20 protein-coding genes are annotated in these 22,158 nt (G+C 68.4%); 16 read left to right on the top strand and 4 right to left on the bottom strand.

From position 1 onward, the window contains the following. From ACH4D5_RS35690 to ACH4D5_RS35675, 4 genes are all read left to right on the top strand, one after another. Positions 1-1,068 (top strand): vitamin B12 dependent-methionine synthase activation domain-containing protein (locus ACH4D5_RS35690; RefSeq protein ID WP_398311264.1); only part of this gene is annotated, 1,068 nt, incomplete at its 5' end. Positions 1,069-1,168: 100 nt separating this feature from the next. After that, positions 1,169-1,864, top strand: a complete 696-nt coding sequence (locus ACH4D5_RS35685; protein ID WP_398311261.1) for an HAD family hydrolase — start codon at positions 1,169-1,171, stop codon at positions 1,862-1,864. 350 nt (positions 1,865-2,214) lie between these two features. Beyond that, the gene (locus ACH4D5_RS35680) at positions 2,215-3,822 is read left to right on the top strand and encodes an ABC transporter substrate-binding protein (RefSeq protein ID WP_398311258.1); all 1,608 of its coding nucleotides are present in this window, start codon (positions 2,215-2,217) and stop codon (positions 3,820-3,822) included. Positions 3,823-3,887: 65 nt separating this feature from the next. Beyond that, positions 3,888-5,474 carry an ABC transporter substrate-binding protein gene (locus ACH4D5_RS35675; RefSeq protein ID WP_398311255.1) on the top strand — a complete coding sequence of 529 codons (1,587 nt, stop codon included), beginning with the start codon at positions 3,888-3,890 and terminating at the stop codon, positions 5,472-5,474. 84 nt (positions 5,475-5,558) lie between these two features. Here ACH4D5_RS35675 and ACH4D5_RS35670 read toward each other — a convergent pair whose 3' ends face one another. After that, a complete protein-coding gene (locus tag ACH4D5_RS35670) occupies positions 5,559-6,230 on the bottom strand; it encodes a response regulator transcription factor (protein WP_098241447.1) in 672 nt (223 codons plus the stop codon). A 15-nt stretch (positions 6,231-6,245) separates the two neighbouring features. Then, positions 6,246-7,127, bottom strand: coding sequence for a RecB family exonuclease (locus tag ACH4D5_RS35665; RefSeq protein ID WP_398311252.1), 882 nt, complete (start codon positions 7,125-7,127; stop codon positions 6,246-6,248). Between the two features lie 129 nt (positions 7,128-7,256). On the opposite strand from ACH4D5_RS35665, the gene ACH4D5_RS35660 reads away from it, so the two are divergent. The 3 genes from ACH4D5_RS35660 (at position 7,257) to ACH4D5_RS35650 (ending at position 10,455) form a co-directional block, all read left to right on the top strand. Then, positions 7,257-8,678 carry a site-2 protease family protein gene (locus tag ACH4D5_RS35660; protein WP_398311249.1) on the top strand — a complete coding sequence of 474 codons (1,422 nt, stop codon included), beginning with the start codon at positions 7,257-7,259 and terminating at the stop codon, positions 8,676-8,678. 58 nt (positions 8,679-8,736) lie between these two features. Further along, positions 8,737-9,639, top strand: a complete 903-nt coding sequence (locus ACH4D5_RS35655; protein WP_398311246.1) for a tRNA (adenine-N1)-methyltransferase — start codon at positions 8,737-8,739, stop codon at positions 9,637-9,639. A gap of 228 nt (positions 9,640-9,867) precedes the next feature. Then, positions 9,868-10,455 (top strand): hypothetical protein, encoded by a 588-nt coding sequence (locus ACH4D5_RS35650; RefSeq protein WP_398311243.1) that lies wholly within the window; start codon positions 9,868-9,870, stop codon positions 10,453-10,455. Between the two features lie 19 nt (positions 10,456-10,474). Here ACH4D5_RS35650 and ACH4D5_RS35645 read toward each other — a convergent pair whose 3' ends face one another. Next, positions 10,475-10,786 carry a ferredoxin gene (locus ACH4D5_RS35645; protein WP_398311240.1) on the bottom strand — a complete coding sequence of 104 codons (312 nt, stop codon included), beginning with the start codon at positions 10,784-10,786 and terminating at the stop codon, positions 10,475-10,477. Positions 10,787-11,040: 254 nt separating this feature from the next. Between ACH4D5_RS35645 and arc the strand changes: the two genes are divergently transcribed. From arc to prcA, 6 genes are all read left to right on the top strand, one after another. Then, the gene (gene arc / locus ACH4D5_RS35640) at positions 11,041-12,807 is read left to right on the top strand and encodes a proteasome ATPase (RefSeq protein ID WP_398311237.1); all 1,767 of its coding nucleotides are present in this window, start codon (positions 11,041-11,043) and stop codon (positions 12,805-12,807) included. A gap of 213 nt (positions 12,808-13,020) precedes the next feature. Continuing rightward, positions 13,021-14,532, top strand: a complete 1,512-nt coding sequence (gene dop / locus ACH4D5_RS35635) for a depupylase/deamidase Dop (protein WP_398311234.1) — start codon at positions 13,021-13,023, stop codon at positions 14,530-14,532. A gap of 124 nt (positions 14,533-14,656) precedes the next feature. After that, entirely contained in the window at positions 14,657-14,875 is a 219-nt protein-coding gene (locus ACH4D5_RS35630) for a ubiquitin-like protein Pup (RefSeq protein WP_150219625.1), read from the top strand. A gap of 5 nt (positions 14,876-14,880) precedes the next feature. Continuing rightward, entirely contained in the window at positions 14,881-15,474 is a 594-nt protein-coding gene (locus ACH4D5_RS35625) for an endonuclease VII domain-containing protein (RefSeq protein WP_398311292.1), read from the top strand. Next, positions 15,426-16,271 (top strand): proteasome subunit beta, encoded by an 846-nt coding sequence (prcB, locus tag ACH4D5_RS35620; protein WP_398311231.1) that lies wholly within the window; start codon positions 15,426-15,428, stop codon positions 16,269-16,271. Before ACH4D5_RS35625 ends, prcB begins: the two co-directional genes overlap by 49 nt. A gap of 53 nt (positions 16,272-16,324) precedes the next feature. Further along, complete coding sequence (gene prcA / locus ACH4D5_RS35615; RefSeq protein WP_398311228.1) at positions 16,325-17,098, top strand: proteasome subunit alpha; 774 nt, start codon at positions 16,325-16,327, stop codon at positions 17,096-17,098. A 72-nt stretch (positions 17,099-17,170) separates the two neighbouring features. On the opposite strand, the gene ACH4D5_RS35610 is transcribed toward prcA, so the two are convergent. Further along, entirely contained in the window at positions 17,171-18,193 is a 1,023-nt protein-coding gene (locus tag ACH4D5_RS35610; protein WP_398311225.1) for a LacI family DNA-binding transcriptional regulator, read from the bottom strand. A 142-nt stretch (positions 18,194-18,335) separates the two neighbouring features. Here ACH4D5_RS35610 and ACH4D5_RS35605 point away from each other — a divergent pair, with 142 nt between their 5' ends. The 3 genes from ACH4D5_RS35605 (at position 18,336) to ACH4D5_RS35595 (ending at position 22,112) form a co-directional block, all read left to right on the top strand. Next, a complete protein-coding gene (locus tag ACH4D5_RS35605; protein ID WP_398311222.1) occupies positions 18,336-19,595 on the top strand; it encodes an MFS transporter in 1,260 nt (419 codons plus the stop codon). 9 nt (positions 19,596-19,604) lie between these two features. Then, the gene (pafA, locus tag ACH4D5_RS35600; RefSeq protein WP_055567245.1) at positions 19,605-20,966 is read left to right on the top strand and encodes a Pup--protein ligase; all 1,362 of its coding nucleotides are present in this window, start codon (positions 19,605-19,607) and stop codon (positions 20,964-20,966) included. A 147-nt stretch (positions 20,967-21,113) separates the two neighbouring features. Next, the gene (locus ACH4D5_RS35595; RefSeq protein ID WP_398311219.1) at positions 21,114-22,112 is read left to right on the top strand and encodes an FKBP-type peptidyl-prolyl cis-trans isomerase; all 999 of its coding nucleotides are present in this window, start codon (positions 21,114-21,116) and stop codon (positions 22,110-22,112) included. Positions 22,113-22,158 lie beyond the last annotated feature (46 nt).

Below are 22,158 nucleotides of genomic sequence, written 5' to 3'. Positions count from 1 at the left end.
GCCGCCGACTACCCCGTCATCCTCGGCGGCGCCGCGCTGACCCGCGCCTATGTGGAGCAGGACCTGCACGAGATCTACGAGGGCGAAGTGCGCTATGCGCGCGACGCGTTCGAGGGGCTGCGGCTGATGGACGCGCTCATCGCGGTCAAGCGCGGCGTGCCCGGGGCGAGCCTGCCCGAGCTCAAGCAGCGCCGGGTGCCCAAGCGCGACACTCCGGTGACCGTCGAGGAGCCCGAGGGCCCGTCCCGCTCGGATGTGGCCGTCGATAACCCCGTGCCCATCCCGCCGTTCTGGGGCACGCGGGTCATCAAGGGCATCCAGCTCAAGGAGTACGCCTCCTGGCTGGACGAGGGTGCCCTGTTCAAGGGGCAGTGGGGCCTCAAGCAGGCCCGCACCGGCACCGGTCCCACGTATGAGGAGCTGGTGGAGAGCGAGGGGCGGCCGCGCCTGCGCGGTCTCCTGGACGAGCTGCAGACCAAGAACCTGCTGGAGGCGGCCGTCGTCTACGGCTACTTCCCGTGCGTCTCTAAGGGCGACGACCTGATCCTCCTCAACGACGACGGGTCGGAGCGCACCCGCTTCACCTTCCCGCGTCAGCGCCGCGGCCGTCGGCTCTGCCTGGCCGACTTCTTCCGCCCCGAGGAGTCCGGCGAGACCGACGTCGTCGGGCTCCAGGTGGTCACCGTCGGTTCGAAGATCGGCGAGGCGACCGCCGAGCTGTTCGCCGCCGACTCCTACCGCGACTACCTCGAACTGCACGGCCTGTCCGTCCAGCTGGCCGAGGCACTCGCCGAGTACTGGCACGCCCGCGTGCGCGCCGAGCTCGGATTCGGGGGAGAGGACCCCGCCGACGTCGAGGACATGTTCGCGCTGAAGTACCGCGGCGCCCGCTTCTCGCTCGGCTACGGCGCCTGCCCTGACCTGGAGGACCGCGCGAAGATCGCCGAGCTCCTGCAGCCCGAGCGGATCGGCGTCCAGCTGTCCGAGGAGTTCCAGCTTCACCCCGAGCAGTCCACCGACGCGATCGTCATCCACCACCCCGAGGCGAAATATTTCAACGCGCGCTGATCCGGCGCAGTCGTACACTGGTCGGTCCAGTGCAGGCCGGTTGCCTTCCCGCAAGAAGGAGGCGACCGGCCTTCTCGTCCCTCATGGAAGGTGTGGTCGCATGACCAGTACGGTTCCCGCGCTCGGCACCCGAACGGCCGAAGGCTCCGCGTTGCAGGGTGTGCTGCTCGACATGGACGGAACCCTCGTCGACACCGAGGGCTTCTGGTGGGACGCCGAGGTCGAGGTCTTCGCGTCCCTCGGCCACGCACTCGACGAGGCCTGGCGCGACGTCGTCGTCGGCGGCCCCATGACGCGCAGCGCCGGCTTCCTCATCGAGGCCACCGGCGCCGACATCACCGTCCCCGAGCTCACCGTGCTGCTCAACGACCGCTTCGAGGACCGCATCGGCCGGTCCCTGCCGCTGATGCCGGGCGCCGCGCGCCTGCTCGCCGAACTGGGCGCGCACGGCGTGCCGATGGCCCTGGTCTCCGCGTCGCATCGGCGCATCATCGACCGCGTCCTCGACTCGGTCGGCGCCCACCACTTCGAACTCACCGTGGCCGGCGACGAGGTGGCCCGCACCAAGCCGCACCCCGACCCTTACCTCCTCGCGGCCCGCGGGCTCGGCGCGGACCCCACCAGATGCGCCGTCATCGAGGACACCGCGACCGGCGTCGCCTCGGCGGAGGCCGCGGGCTGCCGGGTGGTCGCCGTACCCTCGGTCGCACCCATCCTCGCCGCCGCGGGCCGCACCGTCGTCCCCTCCCTCGAACACGTCAACCTGCCTTTCCTGCAAGGCCTGATGACCCTCTGACAGCTACCGGCGGCTCCCGTCGAAACCCCCGTCGTCGGCTGTGACGTTTCCCACTCCGGCGGGGGTCGACAGCTGGCCCGGCATGTGCAGAGAGCCCCTTAGGGGTGCCGGGTGACGTGACGTTGTGTCCCGATTGGTGGGAGCGTGCACGAAACCTTCCGGTGTCGGGTTATCGGTGTGTCCACGCCCGGTTTCGCAGCGTGATTGATAAGCGCTTCAGGCCCCCTCCGAAGCTCATCTGGTGCGGACTAATCTCGTCGCGAGAACATCGCCCCACCCCCCGTGCCCCATCAACCCTCACCCCGCGTTGCGGGATTCACGGGATTCAAGAGCTCTGGAGAACGTCGAGCATGAACCGCAAGACTTTGGTGCTGCCGGCTGTCATAGGTCTGCTCGCCCCCGCGCTCGCCGCGTGCGGTGGTTCGGACGGCGGAGACGGCGACAAGCCGGTCACCGCCGGCACCACGGACACGTTCGCCATCTCCAAGGAGGTGCCGGCGCCCTTCGACCCGGCGTACGCCTACGACGCCGGTTCCTGGAACGTCCTGCGCCAGACCGTCCAGACGCTGATGGCCATGCCGCGCGGCGGCGGCGACCCGCAGCCCGAGGCCGCCGAGCAGTGCGGCTTCACCGACACGGGCAACGAGCGCTACGCCTGCACCCTCCGCAAGGGGCTGAAGTTCTCCGACGGTGAGCCGCTGACCGCCGCCGATGTGAAGTTCTCCATCGAGCGGGTCCGCGACATCAAGATCAAGTACCCCAGCGGTTCGGACGGCCTGGTGGCGAACGTCGACGAGATCGAGGTCCAGGGCGACCGCGACATCGTCTTCCACCTCAAGACCCCCGACGCGACCTTCCCGTTCAAGCTGGCCACGCCGACCGCGGGCATCATCAGCAAGGACCACTACAGCAAGAACAAGCTGCGGGACGGCTTCGACGTGGACGGCTCGGGTCCGTACACGGCGAAGCCGGAGGTCGAGAACGGCCGCGTGGTCAAGACGGTGTTCACCAAGAACCCCCACTACAAGGGCGCGTTCAAGGTCCAGAGCGACAAGGTGGAGCTCCGCAACTTCACCGACACCGACGCCATGGGCAAGGCGCTCGAGGACGGCGACATCGACCTGATGACGCGCACCATGTCGCCGGAGCAGGTCAAGCAGTACGACGGGGCCAAGGACAAGAAGATCGACGTGGTCGAGATGCAGGGTCTGGAGATCCGCTACCTCGCCTTCAACACCGACGCCCCGACGGCCAAGAGCAAGGCCGTCCGCCAGGCCATGGCGCAGCTCGTCGACCGCGGCGCGCTGGCCTCCGCGGTGTACGGCTCGACGGCCGACCCGCTGTACTCGCTGGTGCCCTCCACCATCACCGGGCACGCCAACTCGTTCTTCAACAAGTACGGCAACCCGAGCACGGCCAAGGCCCGCGCCCTGCTGAACAAGGCGAACATCTCCACTCCGGTGAAGATGACGCTGCACTACACCACCGACCACTACGGCCCGGGCACGAAGAAGGAGTTCGAGCTGCTGCGCAAGCAGCTGAACGACTCCGGCCTCTTCGACGTGTCGATCAAGGGCGTGCCGTGGAACACCTTCCGCGCGGCCGAGCGCAACGGCAAGTACGCGGCGTACGGCATGGGCTGGTTCCCCGACTTCCCCGACGCCGACAACTTCCTCGCGCCGTTCCTCGACAAGGACAACTTCCTCGGCTCGCCGTACGTGAACGACACGATCAACGACCAGCTGATCCCGACGTCCCGACGCGAGGCCGACCGGCTCGCCGCCTCCAAGAGCATCCGCCGCATCCAGGACATCGTCGCCGACGACGTCCCGGTGCTGCCGCTCTGGCAGGGCAAGCAGTACATCGCGGCACGCGACGACATCACCGGTGTCGAGTGGGCCCTCAACTCCTCGTCCAACCTCCAGCTGTGGGAGCTCAGCCGCGGCGTCAGCGGCTGACCCTCAGCACCCAAAGACACCTCGACCGAGTTCCAGCGAACGACCACAACACCAAAGGCACGTAAGTGAAATGTCGTAACCAGTGGCTGGCCCTTCCCCTCACGGGAGGGCTCGCCGCCGCCCTGCTGACCGGCTGTGGCACGGAATCGGGCGGCGCCGGGGACACGGGCGACGCGGTCGTGATGGGGATGTCCGACGACGTCCTCGCCACCGACCCCGCATCCGGCTACGACCCCGGTTCCTGGCTCCTGTTCAACAACGTCTTCCAGTCGCTCCTGAGCTTCCCCAAGGGCGCCACCGAGCCGGCGCCGGAAGCCGCCGAGAGCTGCGGCTTCACGGACACCGAGGCCAAGGTATTCAAGTGCGAGCTGCGTGACGGGCTGAAGTTCAGCAACGGCAACGCGCTCACGTCGAAGGACGTCAAGTTCTCCTTCGACCGCATGCGGAAGATCAACGCCGACGACGGCCCCGCGATCATGTTCCCGATGCTCGACCGGGTGCAGGCACCCGACGCCAAGACCGTCGTCTTCAAGCTCAAGTACTCCGACGCGACGTTCCCCAGCAAGATCGCTTCGGGCGCGGGCTCCATCGTGGACCACCGCGAGTACGACATGAACGCGCTGCGCAAGGACGGCAAGGCCGTCGGCTCCGGGCCGTACAAGCTCGACTCGTTCGACAAGGAGCAGGCGGTCTTCTCCGTCAACTCCGGCTACAAGGGCACCGCCAAGGCGAAGAACGAAGGCGTGGCCATCAAGTTCTTCCACGGCGACCAGAAGGGCCTGAAGAAGGCGCTCCTGGAGGACAGGATCGACCTGGCCTACCGAGGCCTCGCCGCCGCGGACATCGCGGACATCGAGCGGGACACCTCCAAGGAGGGCCAGGACGTCGACATCGTCGAGGGCACCAGCGCCGAGGTGCAGCACCTGGTCTTCAACATGAAGGACCCGGTCGCGGGCAAGCTCGGCGTGCGCAAGGCCATGGCGTACCTCCTGGACCGGGACGCCCTGGTCAAGGAGGTCTACCAGGACACGGCCACCCCGCTGTACTCGATCGTCCCCGCCGGCATCGGCGGCCACAACACGGCGTTCTTCGACACCTACGGCGCCCGCCCGCAGCGCGCCAAGGCCGCCGCAGCGCTGCGCTCCGACGGCATCGACGGCAAGGTCAAGCTGACGCTCTGGTCGACGCCGACCCGCTACGGCCCGGCCACCGACCAGGAGCTGCGGGCCATCGCCAAGCAGCTCAACGCGTCCGGCCTCTTCGACGCCGACGTGAAGTCCGTCGCGTTCGAGCAGTACGAGAAGGACATCGAGGCCGGCAAGTACGGCGTCTACGTCAAGGGCTGGGTGCCGGACTACCCGGACCCGGACAACTTCACGCAGCCGTTCTTCGGCAAGGGCAACGTCCTCGGCAACCACTTCGAGAACGGCACCATCACCGGGAAGATCATCCCCGGCACCGCGACGGAGAGCGACCGCGCCAAGACCGACAAGCAGTACGGCGAGCTGCAGGACATCGTGGCCGAGCAGCTGCCCGTCCTGCCGGTCTGGCAGGCCAAGCAGTACGCGGTCGTCCGCGACAGCGTCTACGGCCTGGAGTCCTGCCTCGACGCGTCCACGGTCTTCCGCTTCTGGGAGATCAGCAAGGGCTGACCGGCCCGACGCATGACCGCAACGGCGAAGGTGGCCGCCCCTCGGGGGGCGGCCACCTTCGCCGTTCTCAGGAGCGGGTCCCGGTCACTGGGCGCCGGGGCGCACCAGACCGCTCTCGTACGCGTACACCGCGGCCTGCACCCGGTCGCGCAGGCCCAGCTTCGTCAGCACATGGCCGACATGCGTCTTCACGGTCGTCTCGCTGACGAACAGGTCCGCCGCGATCTCCGCGTTCGACAGGCCGCGCGCGACCAGCTTGAGGACCTCCACCTCGCGCTCGGTGAGGGTGTGCAGGGTGTCCGGCACCGGCTCGTCGCCCGAGGGCAGGTGCGCGGAGTACTTGTCGAGGAGCCGGCGCGTGATGCTCGGCGCGAGCATCGCCTCACCCGCCGCGACCACCCGGATCGCCTGCACCAGCTCGTTCGCCGGGGCGTCCTTCAGGAGGAATCCGCTGGCACCGGCGCGCAGCGCCTCCACCACGTACTCGTCGAGGTCGAAGGTCGTCAGGACCAGCACCTTCGCCGGGCCGTCCCGGCCCGGACCGGTGATCTGCCGGGTCGCCTCCACACCGTCCATCCGCGGCATGCGGATGTCCATCAGGACCACATCGGGCTGCAGGGCCCGCACCTGGTCGAGAGCCTGCAGGCCGTCTCCGGCCTCGCCGACGACCGCGATGTCCTGCTCGGCCTCCAGAATCATCCGGAACCCGGTGCGCAACAGCGGCTGGTCATCGACCAGTAGGACGCGGATGGCCACGTGTCTCTCCTTCAGCTAGTCCGCGCCCATTCTGCCCTGCCCGCCCTCCGCGGACTCGGGCGCCCTCACAGGAAGCGGATACGGCGGGGGAGTCCCCCCGAATTCGGGACACACCGCCTGGTGATCGCACCAACCGCACAATTTGGTCGGCCGGGGCCGCCAGTTCCCCGTCTCCGTCGCCAGCTCGATCGCCTCCCACAGCGCGAGCAGCTTGCGCTCGACCCGCTCCAGATCCGCCACGACCGGGTCGTACGTGATCACGTCACCGCTGCCCAGATAGACGAGCTGGAGGCGGCGCGGCACCACACCCTTCAGCCGCCACACCACCAAGGCGTAGAACTTCATCTGGAACAGCGCGCCCTCCGCGTACTCCGGACGCGGGGCCTTGCCCGTCTTGTAATCCACGATGCGGACCTCACCCGAAGGCGCCACGTCCACCCGGTCGATGATGCCGCGCAACCTCAGCCCCGACGCCAGCTCGGCCTCCACGAACAGCTCACGCTCCGCGGGCTCCAGACGCGTCGGATCCTCCAGCGTGAACCAGCGCTCCACCAGCTTCTCCGCGTCCGACAGCCAGCGCGCCATGCGCTCGCCCTCCGGATCGTCCGCGAACAACTCCGACAGCTCGGGCTTCGCCTCCCGCAGCCGGTCCCACTGACCCGGAATGAGCGACTTGGCGCGCGGCGCCGTGCGCTCACCCGCCGGGGCGTCGAAGAGCCGCTCCAGAACCGCGTGCACCAGAGTGCCCCGGGTCGCCGCCTCACTCGGCTTCTCGGGCAGCTTGTCGATCACCCGGAACCGGTACAGCAACGGACACTGCATGAAATCGCCCGCGCGCGAGGGCGACAAGGACGCCGGGCGCACGGCCGCCACGGCACCGTCGGTACTGGTTTCCATGAGGACAGACCCTACGACCCACCACTGACAACAGCCGCATACCATCGACGACAGACCGTCTCACCCTGCATGATCGTGCGGGTAACCGCGCCATACCGGGGCGAGGGACGCTTCGAACGAGGGGACATCGTGGACGAAAGCGGCGGGAGCGGCGGGCCGCAGTCCGACGGCACCGAGGGCCTGCGGCCGAAAGACGCCACCGGCTCCCGGGAGCCGACGCGTCCGGCCGACACGGACACGGACACGGCCCACGAGCCGGAACACCCCCGGCACGACGAGAGCGGCACATCCCTCACCAAGACACCGCGAGACGAGCCGCCCACCGGACCACAGCGCCCGAACACCCCGCCCACGCCACCCCCCGGCAAGGGAACCCCGGTGCCCCCCAAGGCACAGAAAGGACCCGGCGGCGGACTGCTCATGGGCAGGCCCTTCGGCGTGCCCGTCTACGTCGCACCCAGCTGGTTCCTCGTCGCCGCCCTCATCACCTGGGTCTTCGGCGGCCAGCTCGACCGCGTCCTGCCCGAGCTCGGCGGCGCCCGCTACCTCGTCTCCCTCTTCTTCGCCGTGGCCTTCTACGCCTCCGTACTCGTCCACGAACTGGCCCACACCGTCGCAGCCCTCCGCTTCAAACTGCCGGTCCGCCGCATCCAGCTCCAGTTCTTCGGCGGCGTCTCCGAAATCGAGAAGGAGTCCGAAACCCCCGGCCGCGAGTTCATCCTCGCCTTCGTCGGCCCCCTCCTCTCACTCGTCCTCGCCGGCATCTTCTACGCCGGCATGCGCGCCGTCGAACCCGGCACCGTGCCCGGCGTCCTCCTCGCCGGCCTGATGATCTCCAACCTCATCGTCGCCGCCTTCAACCTCCTCCCCGGCCTGCCCCTCGACGGCGGCCGCATGCTGCGCGCCGTCGTCTGGAAGATCACCGGCAAGCCCATGAGTGGCACCGTCGCCGCCGCCTGGGTCGGCCGCGCCCTCGCCATCTCCGTCCTCATCGGACTGCCCCTCCTCAACCAGTCCGGCGCCCTCGGCGGCGAACCAGAAGACATCGGCGGCATGAACACCGTCACCGACGCCCTGCTCGCCGCGATCCTCGCCGCCATCATCTGGACCGGCGCCGGAAACAGCCTCCGCATGGCCCGGCTGCGCGAACACCTGCCCGAACTGCGCGCCCGCACCCTGACCCGCCGCGCCGTCCCCGTCGAGAGCGACACCCCGCTCTCCGAAGCACTCCGCAGAGCCAACGACGCCGGCGCCCGGGCCCTCGTCGTCGTCGACGCCGACGGCGACCCGATGGCCGTCGTCCGCGAGGCCGCCATCGTCTCCGTCCCCCAGCACCGCCGCCCCTGGGTCGGCGTCGGCGGCCTCGCCCAGGACATCACCGAAGGCATGCGCATCTCCGCCGAGCTCGCCGGCGAAGAACTCCTCGACACGCTCCGGGCCACCCCCGCCACCGAATACCTCGTCGTCGAGGAGTCCGGCGAGATCTACGGAGTGCTCTCCGCCGCCGACGTCGAGCGCGCCTTCGTCAAGGCGATGGCCCGCCCCTCCTGAGCACCGCTCTCCTAAAGCGGTGGTCCGAGCTTCCCGCCGCGGCCGGTAGGCTGGTCACATGTCCGAACCGACCGGTGCCGCCCGCCGTCGCGGGCCCTTCAAGGTCGGGGACCAGGTCCAGCTCACCGACCCCAAGGGACGCCACTACACGTTCACGCTCGAGGCCGGGAAGAACTTCCACACCCACAAGGGTTCCTTCCCCCACGACGAGCTGATCGGCGCTCCCGAGGGCAGTGTTGTCCGAACCACGGGAAACGTCGCCTACCTGGCGCTGCGACCCCTGCTCCCCGACTACGTCCTGTCCATGCCCCGCGGCGCCGCCGTGGTCTACCCCAAGGACGCGGGGCAGATCCTGGCCTTCGCCGACATCTTCCCCGGCGCCCGCGTCGTCGAGGCGGGCGTGGGCTCCGGCTCGCTCAGCAGCTTCCTGCTCCGCGCCATCGGTGACCACGGAATGCTGCACTCGTACGAGCGCCGCGAAGACTTCGCCGAGATCGCCCAGCAGAACGTGGAGCGCTACTTCGGCGGCCCCCACCCCGCCTGGCAGCTCACCGTCGGCGACCTCCAGGACAACCTCAGCGACACCGAGGTCGACCGCGTCATCCTCGACATGCTCGCCCCCTGGGAATGCCTGGAGGCCGTCTCCAAGGCACTCGTCCCCGGCGGCATCCTCTGCTGCTACGTCGCGACCACCACCCAGCTCGCCAGGACCGTCGAGTCCATCCGCGAGATCGGCGGCTTCAACGAGCCGACCGCCTGGGAGTCGATGATCCGCAACTGGCACATCGAAGGCCTCGCCGTCCGCCCCGACCACCGCATGATCGGGCACACCGGCTTCCTCCTCACCGCCCGCCGCCTCGCGGACGGCGTCGAGCCCCCCATGCGCCGCCGCCGCCCCGCCAAGGGCGCCTACGGCGAGGACTACTCCGGCCCGAACGCCGACGGCGGCACCCCGCGCTGACCCGCGCCACGGGCCCCGTCCAATGAGCAGGCGCCGCCGCCGAGTTCCCTGACCGACCAGGGAACTCGGCGGCGGCGCCGTTTCGTTGACAGGACACCAGCCCCGTACCGGAAGAACCGCGAGAGCCACCGGACCACCACCGTGACCCCGGTGTTCCACCTCACTGTGACGTATGGCACGATGCTGGCCACCCCCCGCCGGCACAGCCCTCACAGGAGACACTTCCTCGTGCAGCACCCCGCCGTCCCGGAACTGGCCCACACCACCGCCCGCCCCATCCACTGGCTCGCCACCGCGGCCGCGCTGGCCGCCGTCGTCGCCGGCTCGGCCGTCCTGCAGCCCGACCCCGCGACCGCCGCACAGACGGACCAGAAGCCCCACCCCAGAGCCGCCGCGGCCGCCCCGGCCCCGGCCCCCGCACCCGACCCGGCCTCCGTCGACCTCCCGATCACCTGCGGCCCCGTCGAGCCCGTCGTGAAGAAAAAGGCCACCGGCGACCTCGACGGCGACAGCCGACCCGAAACGGTGGCGGTCGTCCACTGCAAGGCCGGCTCAGGCACCCCGCCCGACGGCGTCTATGTGATCACCAGGCCGGCAGCGGGCAAACCCCGCGTCGTCGCCACCCTCGTCGACCCGAAGGACCGGCTCACCGTCAGCGACCTCGCCCTGCGTGACGGCGCGGTCACCGCCACCCTGCTCGGCTACTCCACGCCCGACGTCCCCCGCTGCTGCCCCGACAAGCAGGACAAGGCCAAGTGGCAATGGCGCGACGGGACGTTCGAGCGGACGACACCCGCCCAGGCGCGCAGCGTATGACCCCCCGGCGGCGGCTGGATCAAGCCGCCTCGGGGCCGTAGACCTCGACGCCGTCCGAAACACGCCGCACGTGAATGCAGTCGCCAGGACACTCCTTGGCCGAATCCACCACGTCACGGAGGAGCGGCAACGGCACGGGCGTTGTCGCCCCCGGAGCCTGCAGCAGCTCGTCGTCACCGCTCTTCACATAAGCCAGACCATCGATGTCCAGCTCGAAGACCTCCGGCGCGTACTGCGCACAGATGCCGTCCCCGGTACAGAGGTCCTGGTCGATCCAGACCTCCAGCGGATCGCCCTCACTGCCGGTCTCGGCCTCGTGCCGCACGGTCATCTCTCCTGCCGGTCGCTGCGCCGGGCGGCCCGAAAATACAGCAAGTCGGGCCAGCCCTGACGGGTGTTGAACAGTTCGACGATACAACCGCCCGCTTTCCGATGTTGTTGGGTGGGTATTCCTCTGGCGTGAGGGAGAGCGCAAGGGTGAAGATCGGACACACCCCCACTGTCTTTGTGATCTAGGGGTTTCAATCGACACCCACCCAGGTAGGGTCTGGAAGCGTCCAGCTCCCCTTGGAGGAGGTGAGGACCGTGGCAGCCCACGACGACGACATCAACCGCGGCATCCGGCCGGGGCGAGGGTCTGAGGACCCCGCCGGTCAGGTTGCCTATCTCGAGCAGGAAATCGCCGTCCTGCGACGCAAGCTCGCCGACTCTCCGCGTCATACGAGGATTCTCGAAGAGCGGATCGTCGAGCTGCAGACCAACCTGGCCGGCGTATCCGCACAGAACGAGCGGCTCGCCAACACGCTCCGTGAGGCCCGCGACCAGATCGTGGCCCTCAAGGAGGAAGTCGACCGGCTCGCACAGCCACCGGCCGGCTTCGGAGTCTTCCTCGTGGCGAACGAGGACGGCACGGCGGACATCTTCACCGGGGGCCGCAAGCTCCGGGTGAACGTCAGCCCGAGCGTGGAGCTCGAAGAGCTCAGGCGCGGCCAGGAAGTAATGCTCAACGAAGCGCTCAACGTGGTCGAGGCCATGGAGTTCGAGAGCGTCGGCGACATCGTCACCCTCAAGGAGATCCTCGAGGACGGCGACCGAGCCCTGGTGGTCGGACACACCGACGAAGAGAGAGTGGTACGGCTCGCCGAACCCCTCCTCGACGTCACCATCCGCCCGGGCGACGCCCTCCTTCTCGAACCCCGCTCCGGCTACGTCTACGAAGTCATCCCCAAGAGCGAAGTCGAAGAGCTCGTCCTCGAAGAAGTCCCCGACATCAGCTACGAGAAGATCGGCGGCCTCGGCGGCCAGATCGAGATGATCCGGGACGCCGTCGAGCTCCCCTATCTCTACCCCGACCTCTTCAAGGAGCACGAACTGCGGCCGCCCAAGGGCGTCCTGCTGTACGGGCCCCCCGGCTGCGGCAAGACACTCATCGCCAAAGCCGTCGCCAACTCCCTTGCCAAGAAGGTCGCCGAGGTGACCGGCCAGCCCGCCGGGAAGAGCTACTTCCTGAACATCAAGGGCCCCGAACTCCTCAACAAGTACGTCGGCGAGACCGAGCGCCACATCCGCCTGGTCTTCCAGCGTGCCCGCGAGAAGGCCAGCGAGGGCACCCCCGTCATCGTCTTCTTCGACGAGATGGAATCCCTCTTCCGCACCCGCGGATCCGGCGTCAGCTCGGACGTGGAGAACACCATCGTCCCCCAGCTGCTCGCCGAGATCGACGGCGTGGAAGGCCTGGAGAACGTCATCGTCATCGGCGCCTCCAACCGCGAGGACATGATCGACCCCGCGATCCTGCGGCCCGGACGACTCGACGTCAAGATCAAGATCGAGCGCCCGGACGCCGAGGCGGCGAAGGACATCTTCGCCAAGTACCTCACCGAACGGCTCCCACTGCACGCCGACGACCTGGCCGAGCACGGCGCCGACCGGCGCACCACCGTCCAGGGCATGATCCAGTCCGTCGTCGAGCAGATGTACGCCGAATCCGAGGAGAACCGCTTCCTCGAGGTGACGTACGCCAACGGCGACAAGGAAGTCCTCTACTTCAAGGACTTCAATTCCGGCGCCATGATCGAAAACATCGTGGGCCGCGCCAAGAAGATGGCCATCAAGGCCTTCCTCGAAGCGAACCAGAAGGGCATCAGGGTCGCTCACCTCCTCCAGGCTTGCATCGACGAGTTCAAGGAGAACGAGGACCTGCCCAACACCACCAACCCCGACGACTGGGCCCGCATCTCCGGCAAGAAGGGCGAGCGGATCGTGTACATCCGCACCCTTGTCACCGGAAAGCAGGGCGCGGACACCGGACGCTCCATCGACACGGTGGCCAACACCGGTCAATACCTGTAGAACACAGGACGGCTGCGGGTGTCCTTCACGGGTACCCGCAGCCGTCTGTTTTTCAATGAAGGCAATGATCTCCCCACCAGCGCAAAGGCGTTCTAGGCTCTTCGGTACCGCCGAGTCGCGCAGTGCGGGGACGGGCACCGCACACGCACCGGAGCAACAGCGGTACTTGAGCGCCGTTCCCGAACGGGAGCGCCGCCGGGCAAGGAGGGCCGCATGACCGTACGGCGAGTAATGGGCATCGAGACGGAGTACGGCATCTCCGTCCCCGGCCACCCCAACGCCAATGCAATGCTCACCTCGTCCCAGATCGTCAACGCCTACGCCGCGGCGATGCACCGGGCGCGGCGCGCCCGCTGGGACTTCGAGGAGGAGAACCCGCTGCGGGACGCGCGGGGATTCGACCTCGCCCGCGAGGCCGCCGACTCCAGCCAGCTGACCGACGAGGACATCGGCCTCGCCAACGTCATCCTGACCAACGGAGCGCGCCTCTACGTGGACCACGCGCACCCCGAGTACAGCTCACCGGAGATCACCAACCCCCTGGACGCGGTCCTGTGGGACAAGGCCGGCGAACGCATCATGGCCGAGGCCGCCGAGCGCGCGGCCCAGCTCCCCGGCGCCCAGCCGATCCACCTCTACAAGAACAACACCGACAACAAGGGCGCCTCCTACGGCACGCACGAGAACTACCTGATGAAGCGGGAGACCCCCTTCTCGGACATCGTGCGGCACCTGACACCCTTCTTCGTCTCCCGGCAGGTCGTCACCGGCGCAGGACGCGTCGGCATCGGCCAGGACGGCCACGAACACGGCTTCCAGCTCAGCCAGCGCGCCGACTACTTCGAGGTCGAGGTCGGCCTGGAGACGACGCTGAAGCGCCCCATCATCAACACCCGCGACGAGCCGCACTCCGACGCCGAGAAGTACCGCAGGCTGCACGTCATCATCGGCGACGCCAACCTCTCCGAGATCTCGACGTACCTCAAGCTCGGCACCACCTCCCTGGTCCTCGCGATGATCGAGGACGGCTTCATCAACGTCGACCTCGCCGTCGACCAGCCCGTGCGCACCCTGCACCAAGTCTCGCACGACGCGTCGCTCAAGCACCTCGTCACGCTCCGCAGCGGCCGCTCACTCACCGCGGTGCAACTCCAGATGGAGTACTTCGAGCTCGCCCGCAAGTACGTCGAGGAGCGGTACGGCTCCGACGCCGACGAACAGACCAAGGACGTCCTGGCCCGCTGGGAAGACGTCCTCGGCCGCCTCGAAAGCGACCCGATGAGCCTCTCCGGAGAGCTGGACTGGGTCGCCAAGCGCGAGCTCATGGAGGGCTACCGCCGCCGCGACAACCTCGACTGGGACGCCGCCCGGCTCCACCTGGTCGACCTCCAGTACGCCGACGTACGGGCCGAGAAGGGCCTCTACAACCGGCTGGTGGCCCGCGGCAAGATCAAGCGGCTCCTCGACGAGGCGGACGTCGAGCGCGCCACCACCAAGCCGCCCGAGGACACGCGCGCGTACTTCCGCGGCCGCTGCCTCGAGCAGTACGCGGACGACGTGGCCGCGGCGTCCTGGGACTCCGTCATCTTCGACCTCCCGGGTCGTGACTCTCTGCAACGGGTGCCCACGCTGGAGCCCCTGCGCGGCACCCGGAACCACGTCAAGGAGCTCCTGGACCGCTGCCGCACGGCAGAGGACCTGGTTCGGGTCCTCTCGGGCGGCTGAAAGGTCATCGACGGGGGAATCACAGAGGTGGGTCCCGCACGTTGAAGCAACTGCGGGGCCGATGTCGGACCCGAAGCGTAGGGTCTGATCAAGAACGTCTAACCGAGCGAGCGGGGTGAGGTAGATGGCGACCAAGGACACCGGCGGCGGACAGCAGAAGGCGACGCGTCCCACCGAGGAGACCGAGGAGCAGACGCAGGACGCGCAGGCTTCGGAGGACCTCAAGGAACGCCAGGAGAAGCTGAGCGACGACGTCGACTCTGTTCTTGACGAAATCGACGACGTCTTGGAAGAGAATGCCGAGGACTTTGTGAGGTCATTTGTGCAAAAGGGCGGCGAATGACCTCAATGTCCGAATCGCTCGACGGGAGAGGGTGCTCGCGGTGTGGTCGGGTGCTGCCGCGAGCAGCCTTCGCGAGCAACAAGTCCATGCGTGATGGACTTCAGGCGTACTGCCGGGAGTGCTCTGCGGAGTACTACCGGCAACGTCAGGCAGCCAAGGGCAAGACTGTCCGGGACAAGGTGTCAGTGCCGCCTGGACATAAGCGTTGCCCTCGGTGCGCGACGGTCAAGGCGCACTCCGATTGGGAGCGCAACGCGACGACCTCGGACGGCTACGCGAGCTACTGCAAGGTGTGCCGGGCCGACCGGAACCAGCAGAGCTATTTCAAGCGCAAGTATGGCCTCACCATGGCCGAGCGCGATTTGCTGATCGCCTCCCAGAAGGGGCTCTGCGTGATCTGTCTCAGTGCCCCCGCCGTCCATGTGGATCACTGCCACGAGACAGGTAAAGTCCGAGGCGTACTGTGCTTCAACTGCAATTCGGGCATCGGCAAGTTGGGGGACGACCCCGACAGGACCCGCCGAGCCACCGCTTACCTGGAAGGAAACTCGTGGAAGCCAATCCTCGTAGCACCGGGCGTCTACCAGCTGCCTTCCTGACGCCTGGTTCGTCGTCGTTCATGGATTTCCTGTCCGAGCACCAGCCGGAGATCCTGCCCGGCAACCGTCAACTGCCGCCCACGCAGGGCGTGATCGAGGCGCCGCACGGCACGACCATCGTGGCCGTGACGTTCCCGGGCGGTGTGGTGCTGGCCGGTGACCGGCGGGCGACCATGGGCAATGTGATCGCGCAGCGCGACATCGAGAAGGTGTTCCCGGCCGACGAGTACTCGGCGGTGGGCATCGCCGGTACGGCGGGTCTCGCCGTGGAGATGGTGAAGCTCTTCCAGCTGGAGCTGGAGCACTTCGAGAAGGTGGAGGGCGCCACCCTCTCGCTCGAGGGCAAGGCGAACCGCCTCTCCACGATGATCCGCAGCAACCTCGGCATGGCCATGCAGGGCCTCGCCGTGGTGCCGCTCTTCGCGGGGTACGACGTGGACCGCGAGAAGGGCCGCATCTTCTCGTACGACGTGACGGGCGGGCGTTCGGAGGAGCACGGTTTCGCGGCGACCGGTTCGGGTTCGGTCTTCGCGCGCGGTGCGATGAAGAAGCTCTACCACGACGGTCTCACCGAGGATCAGGCGACGACGCTGGTCGTCCAGGCGCTGTACGACGCGGCCGACGACGACTCGGCGACCGGTGGCCCGGACGTGGCCCGCCGGATCTTCCCGATCGTCACCGTGATCTCCGACGAGGGGTTCCGGAGGCTGACGGACGACGAGTCCTCCGCGATCGCGCGCGCGATCCTGGAGAAGCGTCTCGAGCAGCCGGACGGCCCGCGCGCCGCTCTGCTCTGATCGCTCCGAATTCGCCACTGACTGAAGTTTTTTGACAGAAAGGGACGGATCCGGTGTCGACGCCGTTCTATGTCTCACCCCAGCAGGCCATGGCCGACCGGGCGGAATACGCCAGGAAGGGCATCGCCCGCGGCCGCAGCCTTGTCGTGATGCAGTATGCCGACGGCATTGTGTTCGTCGGCGAGAACCCGTCCCGTGCGCTGCACAAGTTCAGCGAGATCTATGACCGGATCGGCTTCGCGGCCGCCGGCAAGTACAACGAGTACGAGAATCTGCGGATCGGCGGCGTGCGCTACGCCGACCTTCGTGGATATACGTACGACCGCGACGACGTGACGGCCCGTGGCCTCGCCAACGTCTACGCGCAGACGCTCGGCACGATCTTCTCCAGTAACGCGGAGAAGCCGTACGAGGTGGAGCTGGTCGTCGCCGAGGTCGGTGTGACGCCGGACGGTGATCAGATCTACCGCCTGCCGCATGACGGTTCGATCGTGGATGAGCACGGTTCGGTCGCGGTCGGTGGCAATGCCGAGCAGATCAGCACGTATCTCGATCAGCGCCACCGGGACGGGATGACGCTGGCCGAGGCGCTCAAGCTCGCGGTGCAGGCGCTGTCCCGCGACACCAACGGCAGTGAGCGGGAGATCCCCGCGGAGCGGCTGGAGGTGGCGATCCTCGACCGGACGCGGCCGCAGCAGCGGAAGTTCAAGCGGATCGTGGGGCGTCAGCTGTCGCGGCTGCTCGACGAGGGCGGCGCGACGGACGCGGCGACCGACACGGAGGAGGACGCCGGGCCGGCGCCGAAGTCCGGCGGTGACGTCGAGTAGTTCGCTTGCGGGCGCGCCCCGTGTTCCGGCCGATGGCCGGGGCGCGGGGCGCGTTCGTGTGTGGGGTGGCCGTCAGCGGGGCGGTCCTGTGGAGCCGCGGACGATCAGTTCGACGGGGAGTGGGGTGGCGTCGGGGCTGCGGCCCTCCAGGACGGCGACGAGGGATTCCATGCCGCGCTCGCCGAACCGCTCGGCGGGCAGCCGGACGGTCGTGAGCTCCGGTTCGACGGCGGTGGCCAGCGTCAGGTCGTCGAAGCCGGTGACCGAGACGTCCTCGGGGACGCGGAGGCCTAGTCGGCGTGCGGCTTTGCAGACTCCGGCGGCGAGGAAGTCGTCGTCGCAGACGACGGCGGTGGGCCGGGGGCCGGGGGCGGAGAGTGCGGCTTCGGCGACGACGCGGGCGCCGGCGACGTTCAGGGGTGCGGCGGCGCGGCGTACGGAGGTGTCGGTGCCGCGCAGGGTGCGGTCGAGGGCTTCGGCGCGTACGTCGAAGGTCCAGGAGTCGACGTCGGCGGCGAGGTGCAGGAAGTCGCGGTGGCCGAGGGTGAGGAGATGTTCCGTCACCTGGCGCATGCCGTCGGCGAGGTCGAGGTTGACGGTGGTGGCGCCGAGGCTGCCCGCGGGGTCGCTGTCGAGCATGACGAGGGGGAGGTCGTCGCCGCGGATGGTGGCGAGGGCGTCGGAGGCCATGGAGGAGGCCAGGACGCCGTCGAGGGAGGCGCGTGCGGAGGCGAAGGGGTCGCGGGCGGGGCCGATGCCGTCGGGGGAGGGGTAGAGGACGACGCCGAAGCCGTGCCGGGCGGCGATGCGGGCGACGCCGGTGTAGACGTGTGCGAAGAATTCGTTGGTGAGTTCGGGGACGACGAGGAGGGCTGTTCTGGTCCTGCCGAGGCGGAGGTTGCGGGCGGCGAGGTTGGGGCGGTAGCCGAGTTCGCGTGCGGCGGTCCGGACGCGTTGGGCGGTGGGTTCGGCGACGCGGCCGCGCCATTTGTCGCCGAGCACGAGGGAGACGGTGGCCTGGGAGACCCCGGCCGCGCGTGCGACGTCGCGGCTCGTGGGGCGGGTGGCCCCGGTTTCCTGCAGCGGCCCGGCCACTGACACCTCCCGGTCTGTGCCGCGCCACGGGGGCCCGTGGCGCGGGGTCGCGGTGGACCCGCGCACTGCGCTCATGGTACGTATGACGCCGGACGTTATACGTAAAACCCCGGCTCGGCGTGCGGGGGGAGGGCGGGAGAGCATGGCGGCGGGATACGCGGAGATCCTCAGGACGCGCTACGCGACACGGCTGCTCGCCGGGACGCTGGTGGGCAGGCTGCCGAACGCCACGGCGGCGATCGCCATCGTGCTGTTCATCCGCGCCGAGGGCGGCACCTACAGCCTGGCCGGCGCGCTCGCCGCGGTGTACGGCGTGGCCAACGCGGTGGGTCAGCCGCTGCTCGGGCGCCTCGTCGACCTGTACGGCCAGCCGCGCGTCCAGCTGCCCGCCGCGCTGCTCTCCGCGCTCGGCATGGCGGTGTTCGCGTTCACGGGGCCGGACCAGTTGGCCCTGGCGTATGTGGCGGTGGGGGCCGCCGGCCTGTTCACACCGCCTCTGGAGGGTGGTCTGCGCGCTCTGTGGCCGAGCGTCCTCGGCAAGGAGGAGCAGGTCCACACCGCGTACGCCATGGACGCCATCGCCCAGGAAGTCATGTTCACCGTCGGGCCGTTGCTCATCACGGGCTGCGTGGCCCTGTGGTCGGAGCAGGTGGCGCTGCTCGTCGTCAATGTGGTCGGTGTGCTCGGTGCCCTCTCCGTAGTGGTGTCCCGGCCTTCACGCGCGTGGCGCTCGGCGCCGCGGGAGGCGCACTGGCTCGGTGCCCTGCGCTCGCCCGGGCTCCTCGCGCTCCTCGGCGCGTTCCTGTTCATCGGCATGGCGCTCGGCTCCATCACCGTCGCCGGTGTCTCGTACGCGGACGTGCACGGCGGCGACGCGGTGTACGGCTGGATGATGGCGGCGCTCGGGCTCGGCGCGCTCGTCGGCGGTTCGGTGTACGGGGCGCGGCAGTGGGCCGGTGTGCCGGAGCGGAGGCTGAGTGTCCTGGTGGCGCTGTTGGCGGTCTGCTATTGGCCGTTGGTGCTGACGCCCGGGGCGGTGGCGATGACGGCGCTGACGGCGCTCGCCGGGGTGTTCCTCGCGCCGGCGCTCGCGTGTGCGTTCATCATCGTGGACCGGCATGCTCCGCGGGGCACGGTGACGGAGGCGTTCTCCTGGCTGGTGACGACGTTCACGGTCGGGGCGTCGTTGGGGACGGCCGCGGCGGGGCCGGTGGTGGAGTGGGGTGGTACGGCGTGGGGTTTCGCGGTGCCGGGGCTCGCCGGTGTGGCGGCGCTGATGGTTCTGCTGGCCACGGCGCGGGTACTGGTACCGGCCGTGGAATCCGGGGTTGTTGCGGGTTCATCGGAAAATGATCGAAACGGTGCTGCCGAACCCGGTTTCAGTGCCGGGCATCAGGCGTAATGTTCAGTCATGGACCGCCGCATTTTCGGGCTGGAGAACGAGTACGGCGTCACATGCACGTTCAGGGGACAGCGCCGCCTGTCCCCTGACGAGGTGGCGCGCTACCTCTTCCGCCGTGTTGTGTCATGGGGCCGCAGCAGCAACGTCTTTCTGCGGAACGGCGCCCGTCTGTATCTCGACGTGGGGTCACATCCGGAATACGCGACACCCGAATGTGACAACGTGACCGAGCTGGTCACCCACGACAAAGCGGGCGAGCGCATTCTGGAAGGCCTGCTCGTCGACGCCGAGCGCCGCCTGCACGAGGAGGGAATCGCGGGCGACGTCTACCTTTTCAAGAACAACACCGATTCGGCGGGAAACTCCTACGGCTGCCACGAGAACTATCTGGTGGCCCGTCACGGGGAGTTCTCCCGGCTCGCGGACATCCTCATCCCGTTCCTCGTCACCCGGCAGCTGCTGTGCGGCGCGGGCAAGGTGCTGCAGACTCCGCGCGGTGCCGTGTACTGCGTCAGTCAGCGGGCCGAGCACATTTGGGAAGGGGTGTCCTCCGCGACCACCCGGTCCCGGCCGATCATCAACACCCGCGACGAACCGCACGCGGACGCCGAGCGCTACCGCAGGCTCCACGTCATCGTCGGTGACTCGAACATGTCCGAGACGACCATGCTCCTCAAGGTCGGCGCCACCGACCTCGTGCTGCGCATGATCGAGGCGGGCACGGTGATGCGGGACCTCACCCTGGAGAACCCGATCAGGGCGATCCGTGAGGTCAGTCACGACATCACGGGGCGCCGCAAGGTGCGCCTGGCCAGTGGCCGTGAGGCCTCGGCTCTCGAAGTGCAGCGTGAGTACTACGAGAAGGCGGTGGACTTCGTCGACCGCCGCGGCATCCGCACCGGCACCGTCGAGCAGGTCCTGGAGCTGTGGGGCCGCACGCTGGACGCGATCGAGAGCGAGGACCTCGACCGCATCGGCACCGAGATCGACTGGGTCATGAAGTACAAGCTCATCGAGCGGTACCGCGCGAAGAACAACATGACCATGTCGCACCCGAGGGTCGCGCAGATAGACCTCGCGTACCACGACATCCACCGTCGTCGAGGGCTGTACTACCTCCTGGAGAAGAAGGGGCAAGCCGCCCGCATCTGCAACGACTTGAAGATCTTCGAGGGCAAGTCGGTGCCGCCGCAGACCACTCGCGCGCGGCTGCGCGGTGATTTCATCCGACGAGCCCAGGAGCAGCGCCGTGACTTCACGGTCGACTGGGTCCACCTCAAGCTCAACGACCAGGCACAGCGCACCGTGTTGTGCAAGGACCCCTTCCGGTCCGTGGACGACCGGGTGGAGAAGCTCATCGCCGGCATGTGAACTCCGGATCGCGAGGGACCCGAGGGAATCGAGTGACGTTGCGGGAACGCAACACGGGCGCCGTACGTTCCTCGTACGGCGCCCTTCTCACGCCGTAGAGTTGCGCGCACGCCAACCCACAAGATCGACCGATACGAGGCCCCCACCGTGCGCCGACGCTCACTTCTCCTTGCCGTCCCGGCCGGCCTGCTCACGCTGGCAGGTTGTGGTGACGACAAGGCCGACAAGGCCAAGTCCAAGCCCACCGACAGTCCGACGAACGCCACGTCGGCCCCGCCGACCGCGAAGATCGTGGACGGGCCGCTGCCCGAGATCACGAAGGGCGACAAGTTCGGCGAGAAGCCGACCGTCGCCAAGGGCAAGGGCCAGCCGTCCTCGGACCTCGCCGTCAAGACCCTGATCGAGGGCAAGGGCAAGAAGGTGGCCAAGGGCGACTATCTGCAGGCCAACTACCTCGGCCAGATCTGGGCGACGGCCAAGGTCTTCGACAACTCGTACGACCGCGGCAATCCCACGGTCTTCCCGATCGGCGTCGGCCAGGTCATCCCGGGCTGGGACCAGGCGCTCGTCGGCAAGAAGCTCGACAGCCGCGTGGAGATCGCCATCCCGCCGAAGATGGGGTACGGCAAGGAGGGCAACAAGCAGGCGGGCATCAAGGGCTCGGACACCCTGGTGTTCGTCGTCGACCTCGTCGGCACCTTCAACTCCAAGAGCTCGGTGGAGGGCAAGGAGGTCGCGCAGTCCAACAAGGACCTGCCCAAGGTCGGCACGAACACCGACGGCAAGGCCCCCTCGATCGACGTCCCGAAGACCGACGCCCCCAAGAAGCTCGTCGCTTCGTACGTCCTGGAGGGCGACGGCGACAAGGTCAAGGAGACCGACAGCCTCCTGTGCCAGTACAAGGGTGTGCTCTGGGCCGACGGCAAGGAGTTCGACTCCTCGTACAAGAGCGGTCAGCTCGCCCAGTTCCAGCTGGCGCAGGTCGTCAAGGGCTGGGCGCAGGGCCTGACGGGCAAGAAGGTCGGCAGCCGCGTCCTCATCGTGATCCCGCCGGAGCTGGGGTACGGCGACCAGCCGCCGCAGGGCAGCTCGATCAAGAAGGACTCCACGCTGGTCTTCTGCGTGGACATCCTCGCGAAGGCCTGAGCCCTCGGGGATGTAAGACTGTCCGAGCTGACCTTTCGTATCAAGC

The organism is Streptomyces sp. NPDC018029 (assembly GCF_044327655.1).
GTDB lineage: Bacteria > Actinomycetota > Actinomycetes > Streptomycetales > Streptomycetaceae > Streptomyces.
This window is presented reverse-complemented; position numbering and strand designations above follow the sequence as displayed.

Bases quoted from the DNA above. Each gene is read 5' to 3' on its own strand.
- ACH4D5_RS35625 (WP_398311292.1), top strand. From the start codon at position 14,881: ATGTCCGAATCGCTCGACGGGAGAGGGTGCTCGCGGTGTGGTCGGGTG.
- ACH4D5_RS35630 (WP_150219625.1), top strand. From the start codon at position 14,657: ATGGCGACCAAGGACACCGGCGGCGGACAGCAGAAGGCGACGCGTCCC.
- ACH4D5_RS35655 (WP_398311246.1), top strand. From the start codon at position 8,737: ATGTCCGAACCGACCGGTGCCGCCCGCCGTCGCGGGCCCTTCAAGGTC.
- ACH4D5_RS35645 (WP_398311240.1), bottom strand. From the start codon at position 10,786: ATGACCGTGCGGCACGAGGCCGAGACCGGCAGTGAGGGCGATCCGCTG.
- ACH4D5_RS35665 (WP_398311252.1), bottom strand. From the start codon at position 7,127: ATGGAAACCAGTACCGACGGTGCCGTGGCGGCCGTGCGCCCGGCGTCC.
- ACH4D5_RS35605 (WP_398311222.1), top strand. From the start codon at position 18,336: ATGGCGGCGGGATACGCGGAGATCCTCAGGACGCGCTACGCGACACGG.
- ACH4D5_RS35680 (WP_398311258.1), top strand. From the start codon at position 2,215: ATGAACCGCAAGACTTTGGTGCTGCCGGCTGTCATAGGTCTGCTCGCC.
- pafA (WP_055567245.1), top strand. From the start codon at position 19,605: ATGGACCGCCGCATTTTCGGGCTGGAGAACGAGTACGGCGTCACATGC.
- ACH4D5_RS35685 (WP_398311261.1), top strand. From the start codon at position 1,169: ATGACCAGTACGGTTCCCGCGCTCGGCACCCGAACGGCCGAAGGCTCC.
- dop (WP_398311234.1), top strand. From the start codon at position 13,021: ATGACCGTACGGCGAGTAATGGGCATCGAGACGGAGTACGGCATCTCC.